The organism is Arenimonas caeni, from assembly GCF_003024235.1.
Lineage (GTDB): Bacteria > Pseudomonadota > Gammaproteobacteria > Xanthomonadales > Xanthomonadaceae > Arenimonas > Arenimonas caeni.
The window spans coordinates 272,228-296,269 of the sequence record NZ_KZ679084.1 but is presented as its reverse complement, the minus strand read 5'-3'; the positions used below and the strand labels follow the sequence as shown (position 1 = coordinate 296,269).

At 71.4% G+C, this 24,042-nt stretch carries 18 protein-coding genes; 14 read left to right on the top strand and 4 right to left on the bottom strand.

Annotated elements, in window-relative coordinates; all coding sequences use genetic code 11:
• Position 1: 1 nt before the first annotated feature.
• Positions 2–958: a glutathione synthase gene (gshB, locus tag C6N40_RS01460; protein WP_106989222.1), complete on the bottom strand. Its 957-nt coding sequence runs from the start codon at positions 956–958 to the stop codon at positions 2–4.
• 186 nt (positions 959–1,144) lie between these two features.
• Here gshB and pilG point away from each other — a divergent pair, with 186 nt between their 5' ends.
• The 6 genes from pilG (at position 1,145) to C6N40_RS01430 (ending at position 13,126) form a co-directional block, all read left to right on the top strand.
• Positions 1,145–1,534, top strand: coding sequence for a twitching motility response regulator PilG (gene pilG / locus C6N40_RS01455; protein ID WP_106989221.1), 390 nt, complete (start codon positions 1,145–1,147; stop codon positions 1,532–1,534).
• A 7-nt stretch (positions 1,535–1,541) separates the two neighbouring features.
• Positions 1,542–2,099 carry a chemotaxis protein CheW gene (locus C6N40_RS01450; protein WP_106989220.1) on the top strand — a complete coding sequence of 186 codons (558 nt, stop codon included), beginning with the start codon at positions 1,542–1,544 and terminating at the stop codon, positions 2,097–2,099.
• A 57-nt stretch (positions 2,100–2,156) separates the two neighbouring features.
• Entirely contained in the window at positions 2,157–4,202 is a 2,046-nt protein-coding gene (locus tag C6N40_RS01445; protein ID WP_106989219.1) for a methyl-accepting chemotaxis protein, read from the top strand.
• Between the two features lie 78 nt (positions 4,203–4,280).
• Positions 4,281–10,928, top strand: a complete 6,648-nt coding sequence (locus tag C6N40_RS01440) for a FimL-related protein (RefSeq protein WP_106989218.1) — start codon at positions 4,281–4,283, stop codon at positions 10,926–10,928.
• Positions 10,921–12,627, top strand: a complete 1,707-nt coding sequence (locus C6N40_RS01435) for a chemotaxis protein CheB (protein ID WP_106989217.1) — start codon at positions 10,921–10,923, stop codon at positions 12,625–12,627. The genes C6N40_RS01440 and C6N40_RS01435 overlap by 8 nt, the downstream gene beginning before the upstream one ends.
• 22 nt (positions 12,628–12,649) lie before the next feature.
• Positions 12,650–13,126, top strand: coding sequence for a chemotaxis protein CheW (locus C6N40_RS01430; protein WP_106989216.1), 477 nt, complete (start codon positions 12,650–12,652; stop codon positions 13,124–13,126).
• 322 nt (positions 13,127–13,448) lie between these two features.
• Here the strand turns inward: C6N40_RS01430 and C6N40_RS01425 are convergent, their stop codons facing one another.
• Complete coding sequence (locus tag C6N40_RS01425; RefSeq protein WP_106989215.1) at positions 13,449–14,186, bottom strand: 16S rRNA (uracil(1498)-N(3))-methyltransferase; 738 nt, start codon at positions 14,184–14,186, stop codon at positions 13,449–13,451.
• On the bottom strand, positions 14,183–15,577 hold the full coding sequence (gene bioA, locus C6N40_RS01420; RefSeq protein WP_106989214.1) for an adenosylmethionine--8-amino-7-oxononanoate transaminase: 1,395 nt from the start codon (positions 15,575–15,577) through the stop codon (positions 14,183–14,185). The genes C6N40_RS01425 and bioA overlap by 4 nt, the downstream gene beginning before the upstream one ends.
• Positions 15,578–15,652: 75 nt before the next feature.
• Here bioA and nudE point away from each other — a divergent pair, with 75 nt between their 5' ends.
• Genes nudE through mazG form a run of 3 tightly spaced genes read left to right on the top strand, consistent with a single transcriptional unit; the run spans position 15,653 to position 17,836 of the window.
• Positions 15,653–16,198: an ADP compounds hydrolase NudE gene (nudE, locus tag C6N40_RS01415; RefSeq protein ID WP_106989213.1), complete on the top strand. Its 546-nt coding sequence runs from the start codon at positions 15,653–15,655 to the stop codon at positions 16,196–16,198.
• Positions 16,195–16,995: a 3'(2'),5'-bisphosphate nucleotidase CysQ gene (cysQ, locus tag C6N40_RS01410; RefSeq protein WP_240183413.1), complete on the top strand. Its 801-nt coding sequence runs from the start codon at positions 16,195–16,197 to the stop codon at positions 16,993–16,995. The genes nudE and cysQ overlap by 4 nt, the downstream gene beginning before the upstream one ends.
• Complete coding sequence (gene mazG / locus C6N40_RS01405; protein ID WP_275887148.1) at positions 16,988–17,836, top strand: nucleoside triphosphate pyrophosphohydrolase; 849 nt, start codon at positions 16,988–16,990, stop codon at positions 17,834–17,836. The genes cysQ and mazG overlap by 8 nt, the downstream gene beginning before the upstream one ends.
• A gap of 40 nt (positions 17,837–17,876) precedes the next feature.
• Here the strand turns inward: mazG and C6N40_RS01400 are convergent, their stop codons facing one another.
• Positions 17,877–18,227, bottom strand: a complete 351-nt coding sequence (locus C6N40_RS01400) for a DMT family protein (protein ID WP_106989211.1) — start codon at positions 18,225–18,227, stop codon at positions 17,877–17,879.
• A 273-nt stretch (positions 18,228–18,500) separates the two neighbouring features.
• Here C6N40_RS01400 and C6N40_RS01395 point away from each other — a divergent pair, with 273 nt between their 5' ends.
• From C6N40_RS01395 to C6N40_RS01375, 5 genes are all read left to right on the top strand, one after another.
• On the top strand, positions 18,501–19,214 hold the full coding sequence (locus tag C6N40_RS01395) for a response regulator transcription factor (protein WP_106989210.1): 714 nt from the start codon (positions 18,501–18,503) through the stop codon (positions 19,212–19,214).
• A 3-nt stretch (positions 19,215–19,217) separates the two neighbouring features.
• Positions 19,218–20,522, top strand: a complete 1,305-nt coding sequence (locus C6N40_RS01390; protein WP_106989209.1) for a sensor histidine kinase — start codon at positions 19,218–19,220, stop codon at positions 20,520–20,522.
• A gap of 75 nt (positions 20,523–20,597) precedes the next feature.
• Entirely contained in the window at positions 20,598–22,061 is a 1,464-nt protein-coding gene (locus C6N40_RS01385; protein ID WP_106989208.1) for an efflux RND transporter periplasmic adaptor subunit, read from the top strand.
• A complete protein-coding gene (locus tag C6N40_RS01380; RefSeq protein WP_106989207.1) occupies positions 22,058–22,771 on the top strand; it encodes an ABC transporter ATP-binding protein in 714 nt (237 codons plus the stop codon). The genes C6N40_RS01385 and C6N40_RS01380 overlap by 4 nt, the downstream gene beginning before the upstream one ends.
• The gene (locus C6N40_RS01375) at positions 22,768–24,039 is read left to right on the top strand and encodes an ABC transporter permease (protein ID WP_106989206.1); all 1,272 of its coding nucleotides are present in this window, start codon (positions 22,768–22,770) and stop codon (positions 24,037–24,039) included. The genes C6N40_RS01380 and C6N40_RS01375 overlap by 4 nt, the downstream gene beginning before the upstream one ends.
• Positions 24,040–24,042 lie beyond the last annotated feature (3 nt).

Sequence of the window (24,042 nt, the reverse complement as noted above, 5' to 3'; positions counted from 1 at the left end):
CTCAGCCCGGCCCGGCCCGGCGGGCCTCGATCGCGTCGAACAGCAGGCCGGCGATGTTCAGGCCGAACTGGGCGTCGAGCTCGCGGATGCAGGTGGGGCTGGTGACGTTGACCTCGGTCAGGTAGTCGCCGATCACGTCCAGGCCCACGAAGATCATGCCCCGGCGCCGCAGCTCCGGGCCCACCTGGGCGGCGATCCATCGGTCGCGCTCGCTCAGCGGCCGGCCCTCGCCCCGGCCGCCGGCGGCCAGGTTGCCCCGGAACTCGCCGCCCTGGGGGATACGGGCCAGGCAGTAGGGGACCGGCTCGCCGTCGACCAGCAGGATGCGCTTGTCGCCGTCCTTGATTTCCGGGAGGTAGCGCTGGGCCAGGGCCAGGTCGCGGCCGCCCTGGGTCAGGGTTTCCAGGATCACGTTCAGGTTCGGATCGGCGGCCGAGGCCCGGAAGATCGAGCGGCCGCCCATGCCGTCCAGGGGCTTGAGCACCACCTCGCCGTGCTCGGCCACGAACTCCCGCAGCAGGTCCGGGTCCCGGGCCACCCGGGTCGGCGGGCAGCACTGCGGGAAGAGCAGGGCGCCGAGCTTCTCGTTGAGGTCGCGCAGGCCGGCCGGGTCGTTGACCACCAGCACGCCCTCGGCCTGGGCCACCGACAGGATGTGGCTGTCGTGCAGGTAATTGGCGTCCACCGGCGGGTCGGTGCGCATGAGGACCACGTCCATCGCGGCCAGGGGCCGCGAGGCGGCCTCGCCCAGCCCGAACCAGCCGGCCGGCTCGTCGCGGACCTCCAGCGGGGCCAGGCGCGCCATGGCCCGCTCGCCGTCGAGCCACAGGCCGCCGGGCAGCACGTAGTGCAGGCGATGGCCGCGCCGACTGGCCTCGAGCAACATCGCGAAGGTCGAATCCTTGCCGATCTTGATCTTTCCGATCGGGTCCATCACCACGGCCACGTCCAGGGACATCGGCGCCTTCGTCTCAAAAACCACGGGAGCGACTAGACTAGCAGGGGCCGGCGCGGACCGTGGACCAGGTCACGCCAAAACCGCGCCGTGCTTGACACATTTGGCGCTGGCTGGGATATAAGCTGAGATTCTGCGGGCTTCCCGGAGGCCCGTATTGCCAGGGACAGCATCGTTATGGGGAGTGAGATGGACGACAACAGCCTGGCCGGCTTGCGGGTCATGGTCATCGACGATTCCAAGACCATCCGGCGCACCGCCGAGACCCTGCTCAAGAAGGAGGGCTGCGACGTCGTGACCGCCACGGACGGTTTCGAAGCCCTGGCCAAGATCGCCGACCACCAGCCCCAGATCGTCTTCGTCGACATCATGATGCCGCGCCTGGACGGCTACCAGACCTGCGCGCTGATCAAGAACAACCAGATGTTCAAGTCCACCCCCGTCATCATGCTGTCCTCCAAGGACGGCCTGTTCGACAAGGCGCGTGGCCGCATCGTCGGCTCCGAGCAGTACCTCACCAAGCCCTTCACCCGCGATGAGCTGCTCTCGGCCATCCGCAAGTACGTCCCGGCCGGCTGAGGCTTCCATGTCCAAGTCGTCCGCCAGCTCCAAGCGCGCCACGCCCTTCGAGGTCCTGCTCGACTACGAGCAGCGTTCCCTCGCGCACGAGGCGGGGCGCCCGGAGATGGTCGAGGCACCGGGCCACTGGCGAGGGGTCGGCTTCCGGCTCGGCCAGCGCCGCCTGGTCTCGTCCTTCGACGAAGTGGTCGAGATCCTGCCGCTGCCGCCGGTCACGCCCGTGCCCGGTGCGCAGTCCTGGATGCTCGGCGTGGCCAACGTGCGCGGCAGCCTGCTGCCCGTGGTCGACCTGAAGATGTTCCTCGAGGGCGAGCGCACGGTGGTGCACGAAGGCCAGCGCGTGCTGGTGGTGCGCCAGGCCGGCGGCAACGTCGCGGTCATCATCGACGAGCTCTTCGGCCAGCGAACCTTCAACGACACCCACCGGGCCGAATCGCCCGGCGACGTGCCCGGCCGCTACGGCCATTTCGTCGGCCAGGCGTACACGCTGGCCGACCAGACCTGGGGTGTGTTCAACATGTCGTTGCTCACGCGTACCCCCGAATTCCGCCAGGCCACCGCATGAGTGGCAGCCACGCCTTCCAATGTTTTGCAGTCTTTTATCAGGGGATGAGGTCCAGTCATGAGCACTAATTCGCGCTCGATCACCGACAAGTTCACCAGCTTCGGCATCCGGTTCTGGGCCGTCATCCTCATCATCTCGCTCATCCTGTTCGGCGTTAACTTCATCTACGCCAGTTACCTGAACAACCAGGAAAACAACGCGCGAGGCCTGACGGCGGACCTGCAGGTGCTTTCGCAGCAGCTGGCCAAGTACTCGCAGGAGGCGGTCGACGGCAACGCCGACGCCTTCGCCGAGTTCAAGGCCACCAAGTCGCGCATTGACCAGATCGTCGCGGCGCTGCGCTCGGGCAGCGCCACCGAGGGCGTGCCGGGCTACGAGGGCGACCCGAACGCCCCGGGCGTGGCCAGCGCGCTCGAGAAGGTCACCGGCACCTGGACCACGATGGCCCAGGCGGCCGACACCATCACCGCCGCCGAGGAGCAGGTGCTCAACCTGGCCGACACGGCCGGCCAGTTCATCGGCCGCGTGCCGCGCCTGGCCTTCCAGCTCGACGAGGTGGTGCGCTCGCTGTCGGACGCCAACGCCCCGGCCTCGCAGATCTCCATCGCCAACCGCCAGATCGTGCTGGCCGACCGCATGTCGCGCCGCGTGACGGAAATCGTCGCCGGCGGCGAGAACACCGTCTCGGCGGCCGACGCGCTCTCGCGCGACGCCACCGTGTTCGCCTCGGTGCTGCAGGGCTTCCGCGAGGGCAACGCCGAAGCCGGCATCCAGCGCATCACCAGCCAGGCCGGCATCAACAACCTGGCCGCGGCCGAGGAGCTGTACGCCGAGGCCCAGGCCGACCTGGACGTGGTGCTGGGCGCGTCGGCCGACCTGGCCGAGGTGCAGGGCGCCGCCACGCAGATCTCGGAAGAGTCGAACGTGCTGCTGGAGAACGCGCAGGCGCTGTTCACCAGCTTCGACAACATCAACTACCAGCGCGTCTTCCCGAACAACTACATCGCCATCGGCGGCGCCATCGGCGTGCTGATCGGCCTGTTCGGCCTGCTGGCCACCATCTTCCGCGACCTCGGCCGCCGCGCCGCGGAGACGCAGGAGCTGAACCAGCGCAATCAGGAAGCCATTCTGCGACTGCTCGACGAAATGGGCGCGCTCGCGGAAGGCGACCTGACCGTGAAGGCGACCGTGACCGAGGACATCACCGGCGCGATCGCGGACTCGATCAACTTCACCGTCGACGAGCTGCGCCGACTGGTGGGTACGATCAACGAGACCGCCGTGCAGGTGGCCGCTTCGGCCCAGGAAACCCAGGCCACCGCCATGCACCTGGCGGAGGCCGCGGAACACCAGGCCCAGCAGATCACCAGCGCCTCGGCCCAGATCAACGAGATCGCGGGCTCGATCGACGAGGTGTCGAAGAACTCCGCCGAATCGGCCGACGTGGCCCAGCGCTCCGTGCAGATCGCCGCCAAGGGCGCCGAAGTGGTGCGCCAGACGATCCAGGGCATGGACAACATCCGTGACCAGATCCAGGAGACCTCGAAGCGAATCAAGCGACTGGGTGAAAGCTCCCAGGAAATCGGCTCGATCGTGGAACTGATCAACGACATCTCCGAGCAGACGAACATCCTCGCGCTCAACGCAGCCATCCAGGCGGCCTCGGCAGGTGAGGCGGGCCGCGGCTTCGCGGTGGTGGCGGACGAAGTGCAGCGACTCGCGGAACGCGCCTCGAACGCCACGAAGCGAATCGAAGCCCTGGTGCAGACCATTCAGTCCGACACCAACGAAGCGGTCAGCTCGATGGAACAGACCACCGCGGAAGTGGTGGCCGGTGCCCGACTGGCCGAGGACGCCGGCCTGGCCCTGGGCGAGATCGAGAAGGTGTCGAACGACCTCGCCGACCTCATCCAGAACATCTCCCAGGCGGCGCGCCAGCAGTCCACCGCGGCGACGAACATCACCGCCACGATGAGCGTGATTCAGGAGATCACCACCCAGACCTCGCAGGGTGCGAACCAGACGGCCGAGTCGATCGGCAACCTGGCGCAGCTGGCGGCCGACCTGCGTCGTTCGGTCGCCGACTTCAAGCTGCCGGGCTGATCCATCCGCCCGGTTCGCCCCTGGCCACACACCGGCAACGGCGTCCCCCCGGACGCCTTGCCCTGACAGGACCTCGGCATGAGGCTGAACGAAGACATCGATTTCACCACGCTCACCTGGGTCAAGCCGGAGCTCGACGAGACGCTGCGCCAGGCGCGCCAGGCCCTTGAGGCCTACGTCGAAGAGGGCGAGGACCCGGGCCAGCTCAAGTCGTGCGCGAACCTGTTGCACCAGGTGCAGGGCACCCTGCGCATGGTCGAGCTCTACGGCGCGGCCATGGTGGCCGAGGAGATGGAGCAGCTGGCCAAGGCCCTGGTCGAGGGTTCGGTGGCCGAGCGCGATAGCGGCTACGCGGCGCTGATGCGCGGCATCGTGCAGCTGCCCGACTACCTCGAGCGCCTGCAGTCTGGCCATCGCGACATCCCGATCGTGCTGCTGCCGCTGCTCAACGAACTGCGCGAGACGCGCGGCGAGAAGGGCCTGTCGGAGGTGGTGCTGTTCTCGCCCGACCTGTCCCGGCCGCTGCCGGCGTCCGCCGCCGGCCCGGTCCAGCCGCTGGCCGCCGACGAACTCAAGCGCCGCGCCGAGACCCTGCGCAACCTGTTCCAGTCGGCGCTGCTGCGCTGGCTGCGCGACGACAACAGCGCCAACACCATCCGCGACCTCACCGACGTGTGCGAGCAGCTGGTGCCGATCACCGACGCCGAGCACGCGCGCCGGCTGTTCTGGGTCGCCGCCGGCACGCTCGACGCCCTGGCCAAGGGCGCGTTCGAGGCCAGCAAGCCGCTCAAGCAGGCGCTGGCCAAGGTCGAGCAGGAGATCAAGCGCCTGTCCGAGGGTGGCGACGCCGCCTTCCGCACCGATCCGCCGCTCGAGCTGACCCGCCAGCTGCTTTATTTCGTCGCCCATGCGCCCACCGAAGGCGGCCGCATCGGCGAGATCCGCGAGGTCTTCGGCCTCGGCCAGTACCTGCCCAGCGAGTCCGAGCTGGCGCACGCCCGCGGCAGCCTCAGCGGCCGCAACAAGGCGCTGCTGTCCACGGTCGCCGGCGCCATCAAGGAAGACCTGCTGCGCGTCAAGGACGCGCTCGACCTGCACCTGCGTTCGCCGGAGGCGCCCGCCGCCGACCTGGGCGAACAGGCCGAGGCGCTCGACCGCGTCGCCGACACGCTCGGCATGCTGGGCCTGGGCGTGCCCCGCCGCGTGGTCCAGGACCAGCGCACCGCGATCCATGCCATTTCCAGCGGCCAGCGTCCGGCCGACGAGTCGGCCCTGCTCGACATCGCCGGCGCGCTGCTTTACGTCGAAGCGTCGCTCGACGACCAGGTCGCGCGCCTGGGCGAGGCCAACGCCGCGGACGTCAGCGGCGATGCCGTGGCCGAGGCCGCCACCGAGCGCCTGCTGCCCGGTAGCGAGGCGCGCCAGGTGCTGGAGGTGCTGGTCAAGGAGGCCATCGCCAACTTCGCCCAGGCCCGCCAGTGTTTCGTCGCCTTCGTCGAAACCCACTGGGACCACGCCCAGCTGGCCGACGTGCCGCGCCTGCTGGAAGAGGTCGGTGGCGCCCTGCGCATCCTCGAGATCCAGGAAGCCCCGGAATACCTCACCGCCGTCCGCCGCTTCACCGAGAACGAGCTGCTGCGCCGCCGCCGCGTGCCCAACGGCCAGCAGATGGATCGCCTGGCCGATGCCCTGGCCGGCCTCGAATATTTCCTCGAGGCCGTGCGCGACCGCCGTCCCAAGCGCGAGCAGATCCTGGCCATCGCCCGCCAGAACCTCGAGTCGCTCGGCTACTGGCCGCTGCCGGCCGAGGACCTGACCCCGCCGGCCGCCAGCGTGCCGGCGGCAGGTGCCGCGGCGCCCGCCGCGCCGCTTGCGGTCGAGCCGCCGGCGCCGGAACCGGAGCCCGTGCTCGAAGCCCAGGCCGAGCCCGAGCCCGAAGCGGAGATCTCCTTCGAGCTACCGGCCGGGTTCGAGCCCGAACCCGAGGCCCTGCCGGAGCCGGCCGTGGAGCCCGAAGCGGCCGACCTGGCCGCGTTCGCCCCGGTCGAGGCGCCTGTTGCCGACGAGGCCCCCGTGGCCATCGAGGCCGCGCCCGCCGAAGCGGCGGCGCCGGCTGCCGCCGGCCTGCCCGCCATCGCCGGCTTCGACGGCGGCAGCGACGAGATCGACGACGAGATCCGCGAAGTCTTCCTGGAGGAGTTCCAGGAGGAAATCGGCAACCTCGAACAGCTGCTGCCGAACTGGCGCAAGCAGCCGGACAACATGGAGCAGCTGCGGCCGATCCGCCGCGTCTTCCATACGCTCAAGGGCAGCGGCCGCCTGGTCGGCGCCAAGACCCTGGGCGAGTTCAGCTGGAAGGTCGAGTCCATGCTCAACCGCGTGCTCGACGGCACGCGCCAGGCCAGCCCGGCCGTGGTGTCCCTGATCGAGAACGCCTTCAACACGCTGCCGCTGCTGCGCGCCGCCCTGCAGGGCGAAACCGTGCACGCCGACCTGGCCGGCATCGAAGCCGTGGCCGAGCGGGTCGCGGCCGGCGATGAGGCCTTCTACACGCCGCCGGCCCCGGCCGAGGCCGCGGCCCCGGTCGCGCCCGCCGAACCGCAGGCGACGGCAGTCGAGCCGGCGCCGGCGCCCGAGCCGGAGTTCGCCGGTGGCCCGGTGTTCGAAGCCGAAGAGCCCGCGCCTGCCGCGGCCGCCTCGGGTTTCGCCATCGATCCGGTGCTGTTCGAGATCCTCAAGCCCGAAGTCGCCGGACACCTGGAAACGGTGGACGCCTGGCTCGCCGGTTGCGCGGCCAGCGGCCCGCAGCCGGTCACCGACCCGCTGCTGCGCAGCGTGCACACCATGAATGGCGCCTTCGCCATGACCGAGGTGACCACGCTCACCGCGGTCACCGCGCCGCTGGAGGGTTTCCTCAAGCGTTCGCTGGCGGCCTCGGTGCAGCCGGGCCACGAGGGCGTGCGCGCCATCTCCGACGTGGCCGCGGCCATCCGCGAGGTGATCGGGCTGCTCGAGCACCCGTCGCCGCAGCTGCCGGTCTACGACGTGCTCGCGGCTGAAGTCACCGCGCTGCGCGACGCGCTTCCGGAAGCCAGCCTGCCCTCGGTGCCGATGGCGCCGGAGGAAACCACGACCGAGCTGCCCAGCGCGGTCACGCTGCCCGAGTTCGACCTGACGAACCTGCCGGTCTTCGACGAGCCGTCGGAGCCGGCGGAGGCCCCCGAGTCGGTGCAGGTCGAAATGCCGGCCGAGTCGCCCGAATCCGAGCGCATTTCGCTCGAGGCCTTCCTGGCCGATGCTTCGGCGGAAGCCGGCGTCCCGGCGTTCTCCATCACCGAGGCCGAGCCCGAGCCGGGCCTGTCCGCCGACGAGATCGCCGCCGCCGACGCGGCGCTCCAGGCGGCCGCCGAGCAGGCGGCACGCGAGGCTGCCGAGGCCGAAGCCGCCGCTGCCGCCGCCGAAGCCGAGCGCCTGGCCGAAGCCGAGCGCCTCGCCGAGGAAGCCCGTCTGGCTGAGGAAGCTCGCCTGGCCGAAGCCGAGCGCCTCGCCGAGGAAGCCCGTCTGGCTGAGGAAGCTCGCCTGGCCGAGGAAGCCCGTCTGGCTGAGGAAGCCCGTCTGGCCGAAGAAGCCCGTCTGGCCGAGGAAGCTCGTCTGGCCGAGGAAGCTCGTCTGGCCGAGGAAGCTCGTCTGGCCGAGGAAGCCCGTCTGGCCGAGGAGGCCAGCCTCGCCGAGGAAGCCCGCCTGGCCGAGGAAGCCCGCCTGGCCGAGGAAGCTCGCCTGGCCGAGGAAGCTCGCCTGGCCGAGGAAGCTCGCCTGGCCGAGGAAGCTCGCCTGGCCGAGGAGGCTCGCCTGGCCGAGGAAGCTCGTCTGGCCGAGGAGGCTCGCCTGGCCGAGGAGGCCAGCCTCGCCGAGGAAGCCCGCCTGGCCGAGGAAGCCCGCCTGGCAGAGGAGGCTGCGGAGGCCGAAGCGGCCCAGCTGGCAGCCAGCGAGGCGCGCGACGAGTTCTACGGCATGTCGATCGAGGAACTCGAGGCGGCCACCGCCCCGGGCGCGAGCGAAGGCCCTGCCGAGGTAGCCGAGGAAGCACCGGCCGCCGAGGAAGCCGTCGCCGAAGAAGCCGTCGCCGAGGAAACCGTCGTCGAGGAAACCGTCGCCGAGGAAACCGTCGCCGAGGAAGCCATCGCCGAGGAAGCCATCGCCGAGGAAGCCATCGCCGGGGACACCGTCGGCGCGGGCGTGCCGCTGGCCATCGATCCGGAGGATCCGGACGCCGCGCTCGACACCTCCGAACTCGATGAGGACCTGCTCGATATCTTCCTCGATGAGTCCGAGGACCTGCTCGACCACTCCGACGGCATGCTCGCCGCACTGCGCGAAAACACCCAGGACCGCGAGCTGGTCGTCGGCCTGCAGCGCGACCTGCACACGCTCAAGGGCGGCGCCCGCATGGCCGGCATCTTCGCCGTCGGCGAGCTCGGCCACGCCATGGAGTCGCTGCTGGAAGTGGTGGCCGAAGGCCGCCGCGAGCTCGACCCGACCGGCGTCATCGTGCTCGAGCGCGCGTTCGACCGCCTGCACGTCATGGTCACCCGCGTCGGCGAGCGCAAGGCCATCGCGCTGCCGGCCAACCTGATCGCCCAGATCGACGCCCTGGCCAAGGGCCGGCCGCTCGAGGGTGCCGGGGTCGCGCCGGCCGAGGCCGCCACCGAGGCCGCGCCGGCCGCTCCGAAGGAAACCGCGCTCGACCGCAAGGCCGCCGCGGCCCAGGAAGCTGCCTTCACCCGCGTCATCCAGGCCGCCACCGGCGGCGCCGCCGGCGGGCTAGCCCCGCTGTCGGCGCCGATCGAAGGCCTGGGCGAGGAAGAGGAAACCGGCGGCGTGCGCGCGCCGCAGGAGCAGGTGCGCATCCGCGCCGACCTGCTCGACCGCCTCGTCAACTACGCCGGCGAGGTCGCCATCTACCGCGCCCGCCTCGAGCAGCAGCTCGGTGCGTTCCGCAGCAACCTCGGCGAACTCGGCCAGACCACCACGCGCCTGCGCGAGCAGCTGCGCAAGCTCGACATCGAGACCGAGGCGCAGATCATCGCGCGCTACCAGCGCGAGGGCGACACCAGCGAGGAGACCTTCGATCCGCTCGAGCTCGACCGCTTCACCACCCAGCAGCAGCTCTCGCGTTCGCTGGCCGAGTCCGCGGCCGACCTGACCTCGCTGCAGGGCTCGCTCGACGACCTCGTGCGCCAGTACGAAACCCTGCTGTTGCAGCAGTCGCGCGTCAGCTCGGACCTGCAGGAAGGCCTCATGCGCACGCGCATGGTGCCCTTCGACGCGCTGGTGCCGCGCCTGCGCCGCGTGCTGCGCCAGTCGGGCAGCGAAACCGGCAAGCAGGTCAACCTCAAGGTCGACGGCGCCAGCGGCGAAATGGACCGCAACGTGCTCGACCGCATGACCGCGCCGCTCGAGCACATGCTGCGCAACGCCGTCGCGCACGGCCTGGAGACCCCGGCCGACCGCAAGCAGGCGAAGAAGCCGGAAGAGGGCACGGTCCGGATCCAGCTGCTGCGCGAAGGTTCGGAAGTCGTGCTGCGCATCAGCGACGACGGCCGCGGCCTCGACAAGGAAGCCATCCGCAAGAAGGCCATCGAACGCGGGCTGCTCAAGCCGGACGCGGAAGTGTCCGACCAGGCCCTGTACGGCTTCATCCTCGAGACCGGCTTCTCCACCGCCGCCTCGGTGAGCCGCCTGGCCGGCCGCGGCGTCGGCATGGACGTGGTCTACAGCGAAATCCGCCAGCTCGGCGGCACGCTCACCATCGACTCCGAGCCGGGCAAGGGCAGCACCTTCACCATCCGCCTGCCGTTCACCCTGGCGGTCACCCAGGCCGTGTTCGTCAAGATCGGCGACACCAGCTTCGCGGTGCCGATCGCCTCGGTGCAGGGCGTGGGCCGCATCGACCGCACCGAGCTCGACAAGCAGCTGGCCAGCGGGAACCCGATCTTCACCTACGCCGGCGAGTCCTACGCCATCCACGACCTGGGCCGCCTGATCGGCCACGCCACGGCCAAGGCCCAGGACAGCCTGCAGATGCCGCTGCTGCTCGCCCGCTCGGGCGACCTGCGCGCCGCCATCTGCATCGACCAGGTGCTGGGCAGCAAGGAAATCGTGGTCAAGCCGGTGGGTCCGCAGGTCAACTCGATCCCGGGCATCTTCGGCGCCACCATCATGGGTGACGGCCGCGTGGTGGTCATCCTCGACGTCGCGCCGCTGGTGCGCCGCCAGGCCTCGGTCGACCACGGCGCCGAGGCGGCCGCGCTCGCCGCGGCAACCGTCGCGGCCAAGTCGCAGCGCATCCCGGTGGTGATGGTGGTCGACGACTCGATCACCATGCGCAAGGTCACCGGCCGCGTGCTCGAGCGCCACAACTTCGAGGTGATGACCGCGAAGGACGGCGTCGACGCGATCGAGAAGATGGCCGAGCGCATCCCCGACCTGATGCTGCTCGACATCGAGATGCCGCGCATGGACGGCTACGAGCTGGCGCAGAACATGCGCTCGGACGCGCGCATGAAGGACGTGCCGATCATCATGATCACCTCGCGTACCGGCGAGAAGCACCGCCAGCGCGCCTTCGACATCGGCGTCAACCGCTACCTGGGCAAGCCCTACCAGGAGGTCGAACTGATGCGGAACGTGTTCGAGATGCTGGGCATGGAGCCGGTCAATGGCTGAGGTGGCGGTCCGCGTTGCCCTGCTGGCCCGCCCGGGTGATGCCCGCGACCAACTGCGCCGCGCCCTGGCGGAGCTCGGCGCCGAACTGGTGGCCGAGGGCGATCCGACCGAGCTCGATCCGGGCGACGTCGCCGCCCAGGCCCCGAACGTGGTGCTCGTGAGCCTTGAACCGGCGATCGAGGACGCGCTCGAGCGCTTCGACGAACTGCTCGCGCGCCCCGGCCTCGAAGTGATGTACGACGACGCGGAGGTCACCCGCCAGCTCGATGGCTGGGACCTCGCGCGCTGGGCCCGGCACCTGGCGGCCAAGCTGGTGGGCAGCGACGTGCTGCCGCCCCCGCCCGGTGGCGCCGACCCGCTGCCCCAGATGGACCTGTCCACGCTCGAGCCCGGCGCACCGCCGACCCCGGCCGAGGAAATGGACGCCGCGCGCCTGGAGGACTACGCCACCGAGTCGCTGGACCTGTCCGAGTGGGTGCCGACCGAACCGCGCCTCTCCGACGAGCCCGGCCAGGTTGACGAGGCCCCGGCCCCGGTCGCGGACGAGCCGGACCTCGATCTCGCGCTCGACATCGACCTGGCCAGCCTCGAGCAGGCCCTGGCCGGCGGCGAGCCGGAAACTCCGGCCGAGGCCCCGGCCGCCGGGCCGGACGACGAAGAACCCGGCCTCGACCTCGAGCTCGACATCGACCTGTCCTCGCTGCCCGAAGAGGGCGCGCGCATGGTGGTGGCCAACGAGCCGGACGAAATCCCGGCCGACGAGCCGCTGCTGGCCGACATCGAGCTGACCGACGCGCCGGTGAACTTCTCCAGCTTTGCCGAGGACGACGTGGCGGCCTCCGAGACGCTCGACGACGACGTTGCCGCGCTGGCCGCCCAGCTTGAAGCCTTCGAGGCCAGCGACCAGCGCGAGGCCGCGCGCGATCCGGACTTCGACATCGCCTTCGACGCGCCCACCGCCACCGACGATGCCGCCCCGGCCGCTGCAAGCGCGCCAGCGCCCTCCGCGCCGCCGTCCTTCGGCGGCGGCTTCGGCAACCTCGAGCTGGCCCCCATGGACGACGGCCCCCTCGATGCGCCGGTCGAGGTGGCGTTCGCCGCACCCTCGCGCGACATGGGCCAGCTTGGTCGTGGCCTGAGCCTGGCCGACCAGGACGCCCGGCCCAACAACGCCATCCACGCCGGCGCGCTGCTCGTGCTCGCCGGGCTCGGTGGCCCGGACGCCGTGCGCCAGCTGCTGGCCGCGCTGCCGCCGAGCCTGCCGGTGCCGGTGCTGCTCTACCAGCACCTCGACACCGGTCGCCACGACCGCCTGGTCGACCAGCTGGGCAAGGCCAGCCAGATGCCGCTCGACCTGGCCGTGGCCGGCAAGCTCGCCTATCCGGGGCGCGTCTCCGTGCTCGCGCCCGGCATCGGCGCGGCAAGCGAAGGCGGCAGCCTGTCTTTCGTGGACGGGGGCGACCTGGCCAGCGTGATCGCCGCACTCCCCGCCGCCGAAAGCGGCGTGCTGGTGCTCAGCGGCGCCGATCCGGCGCTGGTGCCGGCCGTGCTGGCCATCCAGGCCGCCGGCGGCCTGGTGCTGGCGCAGGACCCGTCCGCCTGTTTCGATCCGTCCGCCGCCCAGGCCGTGGTGCAGGAAGGCGCAAGCGCCGCCGCGCCGGCGGAACTGGCCGCGAGCGTGGTGGAGCGTTGGCATTGAACCTGATTCCCGGAGGCAAGGCATGAGCGCCCAGCGCGACATCCGCGGCGTGTTGATCTCGGTGACCGGCGGCCGCCTGCTGCTGCCCAACGCGAGCGTGGCCGAGGTCATCACCTTCTCGGATCCCGAGGCCGTGGCCAACGCGCCCGAGTGGCTGCTTGGCCGCGTGCGCTGGCGCGGCTGGCGCCTGCCGCTGCTGTCGTTCTCGCGCCTGGCCGGCTGGTCGGAGGAGGGCGGCCAGATGGGCGCCAAGGTGGCCGTGCTCAAGGCCCTGGGCGGCAACTCCAAGCTGCCCTTCTTCGCCGTGCTCTCGCAGGGCTTCCCGCGACTGGTCACGGTGTCGGACGCCGCGCTCAAGCAATCGCACGACATCAAGGACCTGCCGCTGGGCGTGCACGCCCGCGTCACCCTCAACGACGACGCAGCCGTCGTGCCCGACCTGCTCAGCGTCGAGCTCCTCATCCAGAAAGCCCTCGACCAGGCCCAGGCCGCCGCCTGACGCCACCTCCTCGATGGAGCATCGGGGCCGAATGGAAGGCCAGAGCCAGCGCACGTCCGTGGAGGACGACGAGAGAGCAGCCACGTCGCGTCCCTGAAGGCCGCCCACGCCAATCGGAGCGACGGCGTGCACGCGTACGACTCGACGGAGTGGAGGACAGGATGTCCGCAACGCGCGGCCGTAAGCTGGTCATGGATGACGCTTGCGCGCGGCCGGACGGCGAGTCGTACGCGTGCGCGGCGGCGCCACTCCGCCAAACATCCGGCTGGAAGGGTCAGCAGCGCACAGGCAGTCGGGCCCGGAGGCCCTCCCACACGGGGGCCTAGAAGGCGAGGTCGCCGTGCAGGGCCTGCAGGGCGGCGATGGCGGCGAGGCCGGCGGTTTCGGTGCGCAGGATGCGCGGGCCGAGGCGCAGGCCGCGGAAGCCGGCGGCGCGGGCCGTGGCCAGGTCGCGTTCCGACAGGCCGCCTTCCGGGCCCACCAGCAGCGCCACCGTGGCGCCGGGCGGCAGGGCCAGGCTGCGCAGGTCGAGTTCGCCGTCCGGGTCGAGGGCCAGCCTGACCGACGCGTCTTCGGCCGCCGCGTAGGCCGCCAGCGTGCACGGCTCGGCCAGGGCCGGCAGGCGCGCGCGGCCACTCTGCCCGCAGGCGGCCTGCACCACGCCCTGCCAGTGCGCCAGCCGCTTGCCGGCGCGTTCGGCGTCGAGGCGCACCTCGGTGCGCTCGGTGCTGACCGGGGCGAAGGCCGCCACGCCCAGCTCGGTGGCCTTCTGCAGCACCAGGTCCATCTTCTCGCCGCGGGCGATGCCCTGGGCCAGGGTGATGCGCAGCGGCGACTCGTTGGCCAGCGCCACGGCGGAAACGACGCGCGCCTCGGCGCCGCGCCTGGCCGCCGAAACCAGTTCGGCCGGGTAGTCGTGGCCGTCGCCATTGAACAGGTTCACGACGTCGCCCGGCGCCAGCCGAAGCACGCGCACCAGGTGCGCCGTGGCTTCCTCGGGCAGGGCCACCACGGCGCCGGGCGAAAGCGGCGCGTCGATGTAGCAGCGGATGGTCCTCATGGCCGCGTGGCCTCCTCCAGTGCCGTGGTGGTGACGTCGGCCAGGTGCACCAGTTCTTCCTCGCCGACGCAGTAGGGCGGCATCCAGTACAGCACGTCGCCCAGCGGGCGCAGCACCACCCCGCGTTCGATCGCGTGCCGGTAGGCGCGCAGGCCGGCGCGGCCGGCGATCTCCACGGCGGTGCCGTCCTCGCCGCTGGCGGCGCGGGTTTCGATGGCCAGGATCATGCCGGTCTGGCGCACCTGCGCCACGCGCGGATGCGCGCCCAGCGGCGCCGCCAGTTCGCCCATGCGCGCGGCGGTGCGGCGGTTGCGCGCCAGCACGTCGTCCTCGTCGAAGATCGCCAGCGAGGCCAGCGCCGCCGCGCAGGCCAGCGGATTGCCGCTGTAGCTGTGCGAATGCAGGAAGGCGCGCTCGCGCGAATCGTCGAGGAAGGACTCATAGACGTGCTGGGTCGTGAGCACCGCCGACAGCGGCATGAAGCCGCCGGTCAGGCCCTTGGACAGGCACAGGAAATCCGGCGCGATCGACGCCTGCTCGCAGGCGAACAGGGTGCCGGTGCGGCCGAAGCCGACCGCGATCTCGTCGGCGATCAGGTGCGCGCCGTGCGCGTCGCAGATCTCGCGCGCGCGCCGCAGGTAGGCCGGGTGGAACATGCGCATGCCGCCGGCGCACTGCACCAGCGGCTCGAGGATGAGCGCGCTGATCTCGCCCGGGTGGGCCTCGAAGATCGCCGCCAGCTGGTCGGCGCGGCGCAGCGCGCAGGCCTCGGCCGACTCGCCCGGTTCGGCCTCGAAGGCGTCGGGCGAGGGCGCGAACAGCGGCTCAAGCAGCAGCGGCGCGTACACCCGGCGGTAGAGCGGGATGTCGCCCATCGACAGCGCGCCCAGGGTCTCGCCGTGGTAGCTGCCGGTCAGGGCGACGAAGCGCGTGCGCTTGCCGTCTCCGCGGTTGAGGTGGCTGTGGAAGCTCATCTTCAGCGCCACTTCGATCGCCGCCGAGCCGTTGTCGGCGTAGAACACCTTCGCCAGCGGCGCGCGGCCGGCCTGGCGCGGCGCCACCGCCAGCAGGGACTCGGCCAGGCGCAGGCCGGGCTCGTGCGAGAAGCCGGCGTAGATCACGTGCTCGAGCTCGCCGGCCTGGCGGGCGATGGCGGCGGCGATGCGCGGCTCGGCGTGGCCGAACAGGTTGGTCCACCAGCTGCTGACGGCGTCCAGGTAGCGCTTGCCGTCCACGCCTTCGAGCCAGGCGCCGCGGCCGCGCCGGATCGGCACCAGGGGCAGGGTGCCCGGGTGTTCCTTCATCTGGGTGCAGGGGTGCCAGACGCTGGCCAGGTCGCGCTCGCGCCAGGCCGCCGCGTCCAGGCGGGCGAATTCGGTGGGGCTGTCCATGCGCGGATGATCCGCGCCGCGGCCGCGCCTGTCCAACGCCGGGACGGCAACCCCGGCACCGGCTAGAATCAAGGGATGCGCCCCCTGCCGACCATCCACGCCCGCGAAGCACAGCCGCTCGAGAACGGCCGCCGGGAGATCCTGGACCTGGAGTTCAGCAACGGCGAGCGCCGGCGCTACCAGCGCCTGGTCAGCGGCGGCCACGGCTCGGTGATCATCGCCGCCGTGCCCGAGCCGGGCACCGTGCTGCTGATCCGCGAGTACGCCGCCGGCACCCACCGCTACGAACTGGGCCTGCCCAAGGGCCGCATGGACGCCGGTGAGACGGTCGAAGAGGCCGCCAACCGCGAGCTCAAGGAAGAGGTGGGCATGGGCGCGCGCAAGCTCACCCAGGTGCGCTCGATCACCCTTGCGCCCACCTACATGAGCCACCAGATCCAGCTGGTGCTTGCCGAGGACCTCTACCCCGAGCGCCTGCCCGGCGACGAACCCGAGGAACTCGAGGTGGTGCCCTGGCGGCTCGACCGCCTGCACGAGCTGATGCTGCGCGAGGAGTGCTCCGAGGGCCGCTCGCTGGCGGCGCTGTTCATCGTGCGCGAACTGCTGAAGGAACGAGGGTGAAGGAACTGCGCGAGGCCTGCATCGGCCTGGCCCGCGAGGCCGGGGCCGCGATCCTCGAGGTCTACGGGCGCGAGTTCAGCGTCGAGGCCAAGGCCGACGACTCCCCGCTGACCCAGGCCGACCTGGCCTCGCACCGGCTCATCGTCGCCGGGCTTCGCGCGCTCTCGCCCGACATCCCCGTGCTCAGCGAGGAGGACGCCGACATCCCGTGGTCGGTGCGCCGCACCTGGACCCGGCACTGGCTGGTCGACCCGCTCGACGGCACCCGCGAGTTCGTCAAGCGCAACGGCGAGTTCACCGTCAACATCGCGCTCATCGAAGGCGGGCGGCCGGTCCTGGGCGTGGTGTACGCGCCGGTGTTCGACTACCTGCTGCACGGCCTGCAGGGCGAAGGCGCCTGGCTGCGCGAGGCCGGCGACGACCGCCGCCTGGCCACCCGCCGCCCGGCCACCGCGCCGCTGCGTGTGGCCGCCAGCCGTTCGCACCTGGACGAACGCACCGCCGCCGCGCTGGCGCGCATGGGCGAGACCGAGCGCCACGGCCTGGGTTCGTCGCTGAAGTTCTGCCGCATCGCCGAGGGCGTCATCGACGTCTACCCGCGCTTCGGCCCCACCAGCGAGTGGGACACCGCCGCCGCCCAGTGCGTGCTCGAGGCCGCCGGCGGCGCGGTGCTGCGTCTGGACGGCACACCGCTCGACTACAACCGCAAGCAGGACATCCTCAACCCGCACTTCATCGCGCTCGGCGACGCCGGGCTGCCGTGGCGCGACTGGCTGGGCGAGGGCGGCCGTGGCTGACATCGCCGAGCTGCTGGCCATCATGGCGCGCCTGCGCGACCCCGAGGGCGGCTGCCCCTGGGACCTGCAGCAGGACTTCGCCTCCATCGCGCCCTACACCATCGAGGAAGCCTACGAAGTCGCCGATGCCATCGACCGCGGCGACCTGCCCGACCTGAAGGACGAGCTGGGCGACCTGCTGCTGCAGGTGGTCTTCCACGCCCGCATGGCGGAGGAGGGCGGGTATTTCGGCTTCGGCGATGTGGTGGCGGCCATCCGCGACAAGATGCTGCGCCGGCATCCGCATGTGTTTACAGCCCAAGAGCGTGCGGTGGCTGGCGATACCCGCGATGGCGACATGGCCGTGGAAAGTGCCGAGGCGCAGACCGTGGCCTGGGAGGAGCACAAGCGCCGCGAGCGCGCCGCCCGCGGCGATACCGACACCAGCGTGCTCGCCGGCATCTCGCGCGGCCTGCCGGAGTGGCAGCGGGCGGTGAAGCTGCAAAAGCGCGCCGCCACGCTCGGCTTCGACTGGCCGGGCCCGGCGCCGGTGATCGCCAAGCTGCACGAGGAAATCGAGGAAGTGCGCGCCGAGTTCGACGCCGTCGCCGCCGACCCGGCCGATGCCGCGGCGCGCGACCGGCTCGAGGACGAACTGGGCGACGTGCTGTTCGTGGTGGCCAACCTCACCCGCCACGCAAAGGTCGACTTCGGCGCTGCGCTGCGCCGCGCCAACGCCAAGTTCGAGCGCCGCTTCCGGCGCATGGAGCAGCTGGCCGCCGCCGAGGGCGTCGAGCTCTCCTCGCTGCCGCTCGAGGCCCAGGACGCCTACTGGAACCGCGCCAAGGCCGAAGGTCTCTAGCCCCGCCGCCCCTGCAGGAGGGCCTCCGGGCCCGACCCCCTCACTCCCAGAAGATCAGGAACGCGGCGACCACGATCAGGGCGAAGCCCGCCACGTGGTTCCACTTGATCTGCTCGCCCAGGTACCAGACCGAGAAGCCGGCGAAGACGAGCAGGGTGATGATTTCCTGCATGCCCTTGAGCTGGGGCGCGCTGTAGACCGCGTGCCCGAGCCGGTTGGCCGGCACCTGCAGGCAGTACTCGAAGAAGGCGATGCCCCAGCTGGCGAAGATGACGATCCAGATCGGGCTGGACTTGAACTTCAGGTGCCCGTACCAGGCGAAGGTCATGAAGACGTTCGACAGCACCAGCAGGAGGACGGGGGTGGCGTAGGCGCTGAAGTTGGCGGGCATGGGGCGGGGCGGGTGGGTGGGGACGGGTGCAATTTGCTCCGGCCGCGTCGGATCCGCCAGATGCCCAGGGCAAATTGCACCCGTCCCCGGCGTGCCGGCCGCCAGATGCGCCGGGGCAAATTACCTCCGACCCCGGCTCCCGAATTGCACCCGACCCCGGGCGGCTCCGGCCTTGACCCCCCCTTGCCGCCGGCTTCACATCCGGCTCACCGCCCCTGGCGTCTACTCTTCACAAAGCTGAAGACGTTATCTTCACATCCCGAGGAGACCCCAATGCGACGCGATGACCCGGCTGGCCTGATCCTGGTGGTGGAGGACAACCGCAACCTGTCCGAAATGGTCGGCGAATACCTCGAGTCCAAGGGCTTCGGCGTCGACTACGCCACCGACGGCATGGACGGCTACCGCCTGGCGGCCGACAACAGCTACGACGTGGTCGTGCTCGACCTGATGCTGCCGCGCATGGACGGCCTGGAAGTCTGCCGGCGCCTGCGCAACGAGGCCAAGAAGTCCACGCCGGTGCTGATGCTCACCGCCCGCGACACCCTCAACGACAAGGTCGTGGGCCTGGAGGCCGGCGCCGACGACTACCTGGTCAAGCCCTTCGCCATCCAGGAGCTCGAGGCCCGCGTGCGCGCCCTGATCCGCCGCGACCGCCGCCAGGTCAGCGCCGAGGTGCTCAAGGTGGCCGACCTGGTGCTCGACACCGCCAGCCTGCGCGTCACCCGCGCCGGCCAGGAGATCCAGCTCTCGCCGATCGGACTGCGCCTGCTCACCATCCTGATGCGCGAATCGCCGCGCGTGGTGACCCGCCGCGACATCGAGCGCGAGATCTGGGGCGACGGCCTGCCTGATTCCGACACCCTGCGCAGCCACCTCTACAACCTGCGCAAGGCCATCGACCGGCCCTTCGACCGCCCGCTGCTGCATACCGTGCAGACCGCCGGCTATCGCATCGCCGACCTCGACGCGCCGCCGGCGGCCTGATCGATGCCGCACCGCAAGGGCCTGCGCCGCAAGATCTGGACCGTCTTCATCCTGCAAGCCGCGGCGATCAGCTTCGCCGCGGTGCTGGGTGTGTACGGCGCCTCGGCCGTGCTCAAGCACGTGCTGATCCAGACCGCGCTGCAGGAGGAGGCCCGGCACTACTGGCAGCGGTTGCACGCCGACCCGGGCGCGGACGTGCCCGACACCTACAACATGACCGGCTATCTGGTGGCGGCCGGCGGCGACAACCCGCGCGTGCCGGCCGACATCCGCGGCCTGCCCGTGGGTTTCCACGCCCTGCCGCGCGCCCAGGGCGGTTCGCTGGTGCTGGTGGAGGAGGACCGCCAGGGCCGGCGTCTGTACCTGCTGTTCAAGCAGGAGCAGGTCGACAGCCTGGCCTTCTGGTTCGGCATGGCGCCGCTGGCGATCGTGCTGGTGGTGATCTACGTGATCGCCTGGACCACCTACCGCGCCTCGAAACGGGCGGTGTCGCCGGTGATCTGGCTGGCCTCGCAGGTGCAGCGCTGGGACCCGAAACAGCCCGAATCGGCCATCCTCAAGCCCGAGAACCTGCCCACCGACGTCGAGGGCGAGACCCTGGTGCTGGCGCAGTCGCTGCATGACTTCGCCAGCCGCATCGAAAGCTTCGTCGAGCGCGAGCGCGACTTCACCCGCGACGCCTCGCACGAGCTGCGCACGCCGCTGACCGTGATCCGCGTGGCCGGCGACATGATGGCCGCCGACGACAAGCTCTCGCCGATGTCGCGCAAGGCCCTGGGCCGCATCCAGGGCGCCGGCCGCGACATGGAGGCGCTGATCGAGGCCTTCCTCATCCTGGCCCGCGAGGGCGACACCGGCCTGCCCGACGACGACTTCGACGTCTGCGACGTGGTCGCGGAAGAGGTCGAGAAGGCGCGGATGCTGCTGGCCGGCAAGCCGGTGCAGATCAGCTGCGTGCGCCACGGCGGCTTCCGCCTGCATGCGCCGGCGCGGGTGCTGTCGGTGATGGTGGGCAACCTGCTGCGCAACGCCTGCCACTACACCGACGAGGGCCGCATCACCGTCACCGTCGAGCCCGGCCAGGTGTCGGTGGCCGACACCGGCATCGGCATGGACGAGGCCCAGCTGGCGCGCGTGTTCGAACCCTTCTTCCGGGGCGGCCAGCACAACAAGGAGGGGCAGGGCATCGGCCTGTCCATCGTCCAGCGCCTGTCGGCCCGCTACGGCTGGCCGGTGCGGCTGGAGAGCCGGCCGGGCAAGGGCACCACCGCCACCATCAGCTTCCCTGAGTACCAGTCGCTCGACTGAGCCGGTCGCACCGGGTCAACCCGGGACGCCGCCGCGCGTTATCCTTCCCGATTGCCTTTGCCCCACGGAGTCCCGATGCCCGCCGCACGTTCCCGCCTGCCCAGAAACCTCGCCATCGCCGCCGTCGCCGGCCTGCTGGCCCTGGCCGCCTGGTGGCTGCTCGCCGGCGGCCAGGGTGACGCGGGCGCCGGCTTCCGCACGGCGAAGATCGACCGCGGCGACGTGGCCGTGGTCATCTCCGCCACCGGCACCCTGCGCGCCACCACCACGGTGGACGTGGGTTCGCAGGTGTCCGGCCAGGTGCAGGAGGTGCTGGTGGACTTCAACGACCGCGTCAGCCGCGGCCAGGAGATCGCCCGGCTCGACCCGGCGCCGCTGCAGACCCGCCTGCAGCAGGCCGAGGCCGACCTGGCCAGCGCCCGCGCCTCGGTCAACGAGGCCCGGGCCACGCTGAAGAACGCCGAGGCCGACTTCGCCCGCAAGTCCGACCTGCTCGCGCGCCAGCTGATCGCCCGCAGCGAGGCCGACCTGGCCCTGGCCGCGCGCGACCAGGCCCGCGCCCGCGTGGTCTCGGCCGAGGCCTCGGTGCTGCAGCGCCAGGCGGCGGTGAACAACGCCCGCCTCGACGTCGAATACACGGTCATCCGCTCGCCGGTGGACGGCGTGGTGCTGCTGCGCGACATCGAGCCAGGCCAGACCGTGGCCGCCAGTTTCCAGACCCCGGTGCTGTTCCAGATCGCCGAGGACCTGTCGCAGATGCAGATCGACCTGAGCGTGGACGAGGCCGACGTCGGCCAGATCCGCGAAGGCCTGGCCGTCACCTTCACCGTCGACGCCTTCCCCGACCGCCAGTTCCGCGGCGAAGTGCGCCAGGTGCGCCTGGCCGCCACCGCCACCGCCAACGTCATCAGCTACCCGGTGGTCGTGCAGGTGCAGAACCCCGACCAGAGCCTGCTGCCGGGCATGACCGCCAGCGCCGAGATCGTCGTCAGCCAGCGCCAGGGCGTGCTGCGGGTGCCCAACGTGGCCCTGCGCTTCCAGCCGCCCGAAGGCACCGCGCCGGCCGCGCCCGCCGGTGGCGGCGGCATGATGCAGGACCTGCCGGCCCTGGCCGCCGGCCTGGGCCTCGCCCCGAACCAGCAGGCCGCCTTCGACGCGGCGATGGCGACCATGCGCGAGCGCGCCGAGGCCCGCGCCGCGGCGATGCGTTCGGCCGCCGCCAGCGGCGCGCCGGCCGGCGCGACCGGCAATGGCGGTGCCGCGCCGTCGCCCGAGGCGATGCGTGCCCGCATGCAGGAAGCCTTCCAGCGCACCTTCGCCGAATTCCGCGACAGCCTGGACGAGCGCCAGCGCAGCGACTGGGATGCCGGGCTCAAGGCCATGGCCAGCGCCCGCCGCGGCACGCTCTGGACCGTTTCGGGCGGCAAGCTCGCGCCGGTGCCGGTGCGCCTGGGCGTCTCGGACGGCACGCTGACCGAGGTCAGCGGCATCGACGAGGGGGCCGAGGTCGTCACCGGCCAGGAGCGTCGCCCGCAATGAGCGAGCGCGCTCCCCTCATCCTCACCGAGGGCCTGACCAAGGTTTACGCCGCCGGCACCGCCGCCGAGGTGGTGGCCCTTCGCGGCGTCGACCTGCGCATCGACCACGGCGAGTTCGTGGCGATCATGGGCGCCTCGGGCTCGGGCAAGTCGACGATGATGAACCTCATCGGCTGCCTCGACACGCCCACCTCCGGCCGCTACCTGTGCGACGGCGTGGACGTGGCCGGGCTGGACGCCGCCGGCCGGGCGCGGCTGCGGCTGGAGAAGATCGGCTTCGTGTTCCAGGGCTTCAACCTGCTGTCGCGGCAGACCGCGCTGGAGAACGTGATGATGCCGCTGGTCTACGCCGGCGTGCCGGTGTCCGAGCGCGAGCCGCGCGCACGCGCCGTGCTCGAGCAGGTGGGCCTGGCCGGGCGCGCCGGGCACAAGCCCAGCGAGCTCTCCGGTGGCCAGCAGCAGCGCGTGGCCATCGCCCGCGCGCTGATCAACGAACCGCCGCTGCTGCTGGCCGACGAGCCGACCGGCGCGCTCGACTCGCGCACCAGCGAGGAGATCATGGCGCTGTTCGAGCGCCTGCAGGCCGGTGGCCGCACCATCGTGCTGATCACCCACGAACAGCCCGTGGCCGACCATGCCGACCGCATCGTGGTGATGCACGACGGTGAACTGCACGAGGGGACCTGGCTTCCCCCGGGGAAGGGAAAATGACGCTCTCGGACGTGCTCCGTTCGGCCGTGTTCTCGCTGCGCGGCAACTGGCTGCGCTCGATCCTCACCGCGCTGGGCGTGATCATCGGCATCGCCGCGGTCATCGTCATGGTGTCGGTGGGCCAGGGCACCCAGGCCGAGCTCGACAACATGATCTCCAAGCTCGGCTCGAACCGGCTGGAAGTCTTCGGTGGTTCGGCGCGCGGCCCCGCCCGCGGCGGCGCCGGCAGCCAGGCCAGCCTGACCGACGGCGATGCCGAGGCCATCCGCAACGAGATCCAGGGCGTGCAGTACGTGGCCACCTCGGTGTCCGGCGGTGGCCAGGTGGTGTTCGCCGAGAAGAACTGGTCGAGCCGCTGGGAAGGCGTGAACGCCGACTACTTCCCGGTCAACGACTGGCAGCTGGCGCTGGGCACGGAGTTCTCGCCGCGCGATTACAGCGCCGCCAACAAGGTGGTGATCCTAGGCGAGACCGTGCGCCGCGAACTGTTCGGCGAGGCCGACCCGGTCGGCGCCACGGTGCGCTTCGGCCGGGTGCCGCTGCGCGTGGTCGGCGTGCTCGCGCCCAAGGGGCAGGGCAGCTGGGGCCAGGATTCCGACGACCTGATGCTGGTGCCGCTCGAGACCGGGCGGCGTCGACTCTCCGCCGCGGCCGCCACGGCGGCCGCCCCGGCCAGCGGCGGCGCGGTGACGCCGCGCCGGGCCGACGTGGTGAGCCGGATCTCGGTGGGCGTGGCCTCGTCCGAGGACCTGCCCTACGTCGAGGAGGACATCAACGCCCTGCTGCGCCAGCGGCACCGCATCGCGCCGGGCGCCGAGGACGATTTCGCGGTGCGCAACATCGCCGAGATCGTCAACACGCGCAGCCAGACCACGCGCCTGATGTCGTGGCTGCTGGGCGCGGTGGCCGGCATTTCGCTGATCGTCGGCGGCATCGGCATCATGAACATCATGCTGGTGTCGGTGACCGAGCGCATCCGGGAGATCGGCCTGCGCATGGCCGTCGGCGCCGGGCCGCGCGAGATCCAGCAGCAGTTCCTCGCCGAGGCCATGCTGATTTCGCTGGGCGGTGGTTTCATCGGCATCGCGCTGGGCGTGGGCGGCGCCTTGCTGGCCAGCCAGTTCGGCTCGCTGCCGGTGAAGCTCGACCTGCAGGTGGTGGCCATGGCCACCGGCTTCTCGGTCGCCACCGGCCTGTTCTTCGGCTTCTACCCGGCGCGCAAGGCCGCCCGGCTCGATCCCATCGAGGCGCTGCGCCACCAGGGCTGAGGT

Coding starts and splice junctions, on each gene's coding strand:
- C6N40_RS01375 (WP_106989206.1), top strand. CDS start 22,768: ATGACGCTCTCGGACGTGCTCCGTTCGGCCGTGTTCTCGCTGCGCGGC.
- C6N40_RS01445 (WP_106989219.1), top strand. CDS start 2,157: ATGAGCACTAATTCGCGCTCGATCACCGACAAGTTCACCAGCTTCGGC.
- nudE (WP_106989213.1), top strand. CDS start 15,653: ATGCGCCCCCTGCCGACCATCCACGCCCGCGAAGCACAGCCGCTCGAG.
- C6N40_RS01440 (WP_106989218.1), top strand. CDS start 4,281: ATGAGGCTGAACGAAGACATCGATTTCACCACGCTCACCTGGGTCAAG.
- pilG (WP_106989221.1), top strand. CDS start 1,145: ATGGACGACAACAGCCTGGCCGGCTTGCGGGTCATGGTCATCGACGAT.
- C6N40_RS01395 (WP_106989210.1), top strand. CDS start 18,501: ATGCGACGCGATGACCCGGCTGGCCTGATCCTGGTGGTGGAGGACAAC.
- C6N40_RS01400 (WP_106989211.1), bottom strand. CDS start 18,227: ATGCCCGCCAACTTCAGCGCCTACGCCACCCCCGTCCTCCTGCTGGTG.
- C6N40_RS01380 (WP_106989207.1), top strand. CDS start 22,058: ATGAGCGAGCGCGCTCCCCTCATCCTCACCGAGGGCCTGACCAAGGTT.
- gshB (WP_106989222.1), bottom strand. CDS start 958: ATGTCCCTGGACGTGGCCGTGGTGATGGACCCGATCGGAAAGATCAAG.
- C6N40_RS01430 (WP_106989216.1), top strand. CDS start 12,650: ATGAGCGCCCAGCGCGACATCCGCGGCGTGTTGATCTCGGTGACCGGC.
- C6N40_RS01390 (WP_106989209.1), top strand. CDS start 19,218: ATGCCGCACCGCAAGGGCCTGCGCCGCAAGATCTGGACCGTCTTCATC.
- C6N40_RS01450 (WP_106989220.1), top strand. CDS start 1,542: ATGTCCAAGTCGTCCGCCAGCTCCAAGCGCGCCACGCCCTTCGAGGTC.
- C6N40_RS01385 (WP_106989208.1), top strand. CDS start 20,598: ATGCCCGCCGCACGTTCCCGCCTGCCCAGAAACCTCGCCATCGCCGCC.
- bioA (WP_106989214.1), bottom strand. CDS start 15,577: ATGGACAGCCCCACCGAATTCGCCCGCCTGGACGCGGCGGCCTGGCGC.
- C6N40_RS01435 (WP_106989217.1), top strand. CDS start 10,921: ATGGCTGAGGTGGCGGTCCGCGTTGCCCTGCTGGCCCGCCCGGGTGAT.
- C6N40_RS01425 (WP_106989215.1), bottom strand. CDS start 14,186: ATGAGGACCATCCGCTGCTACATCGACGCGCCGCTTTCGCCCGGCGCC.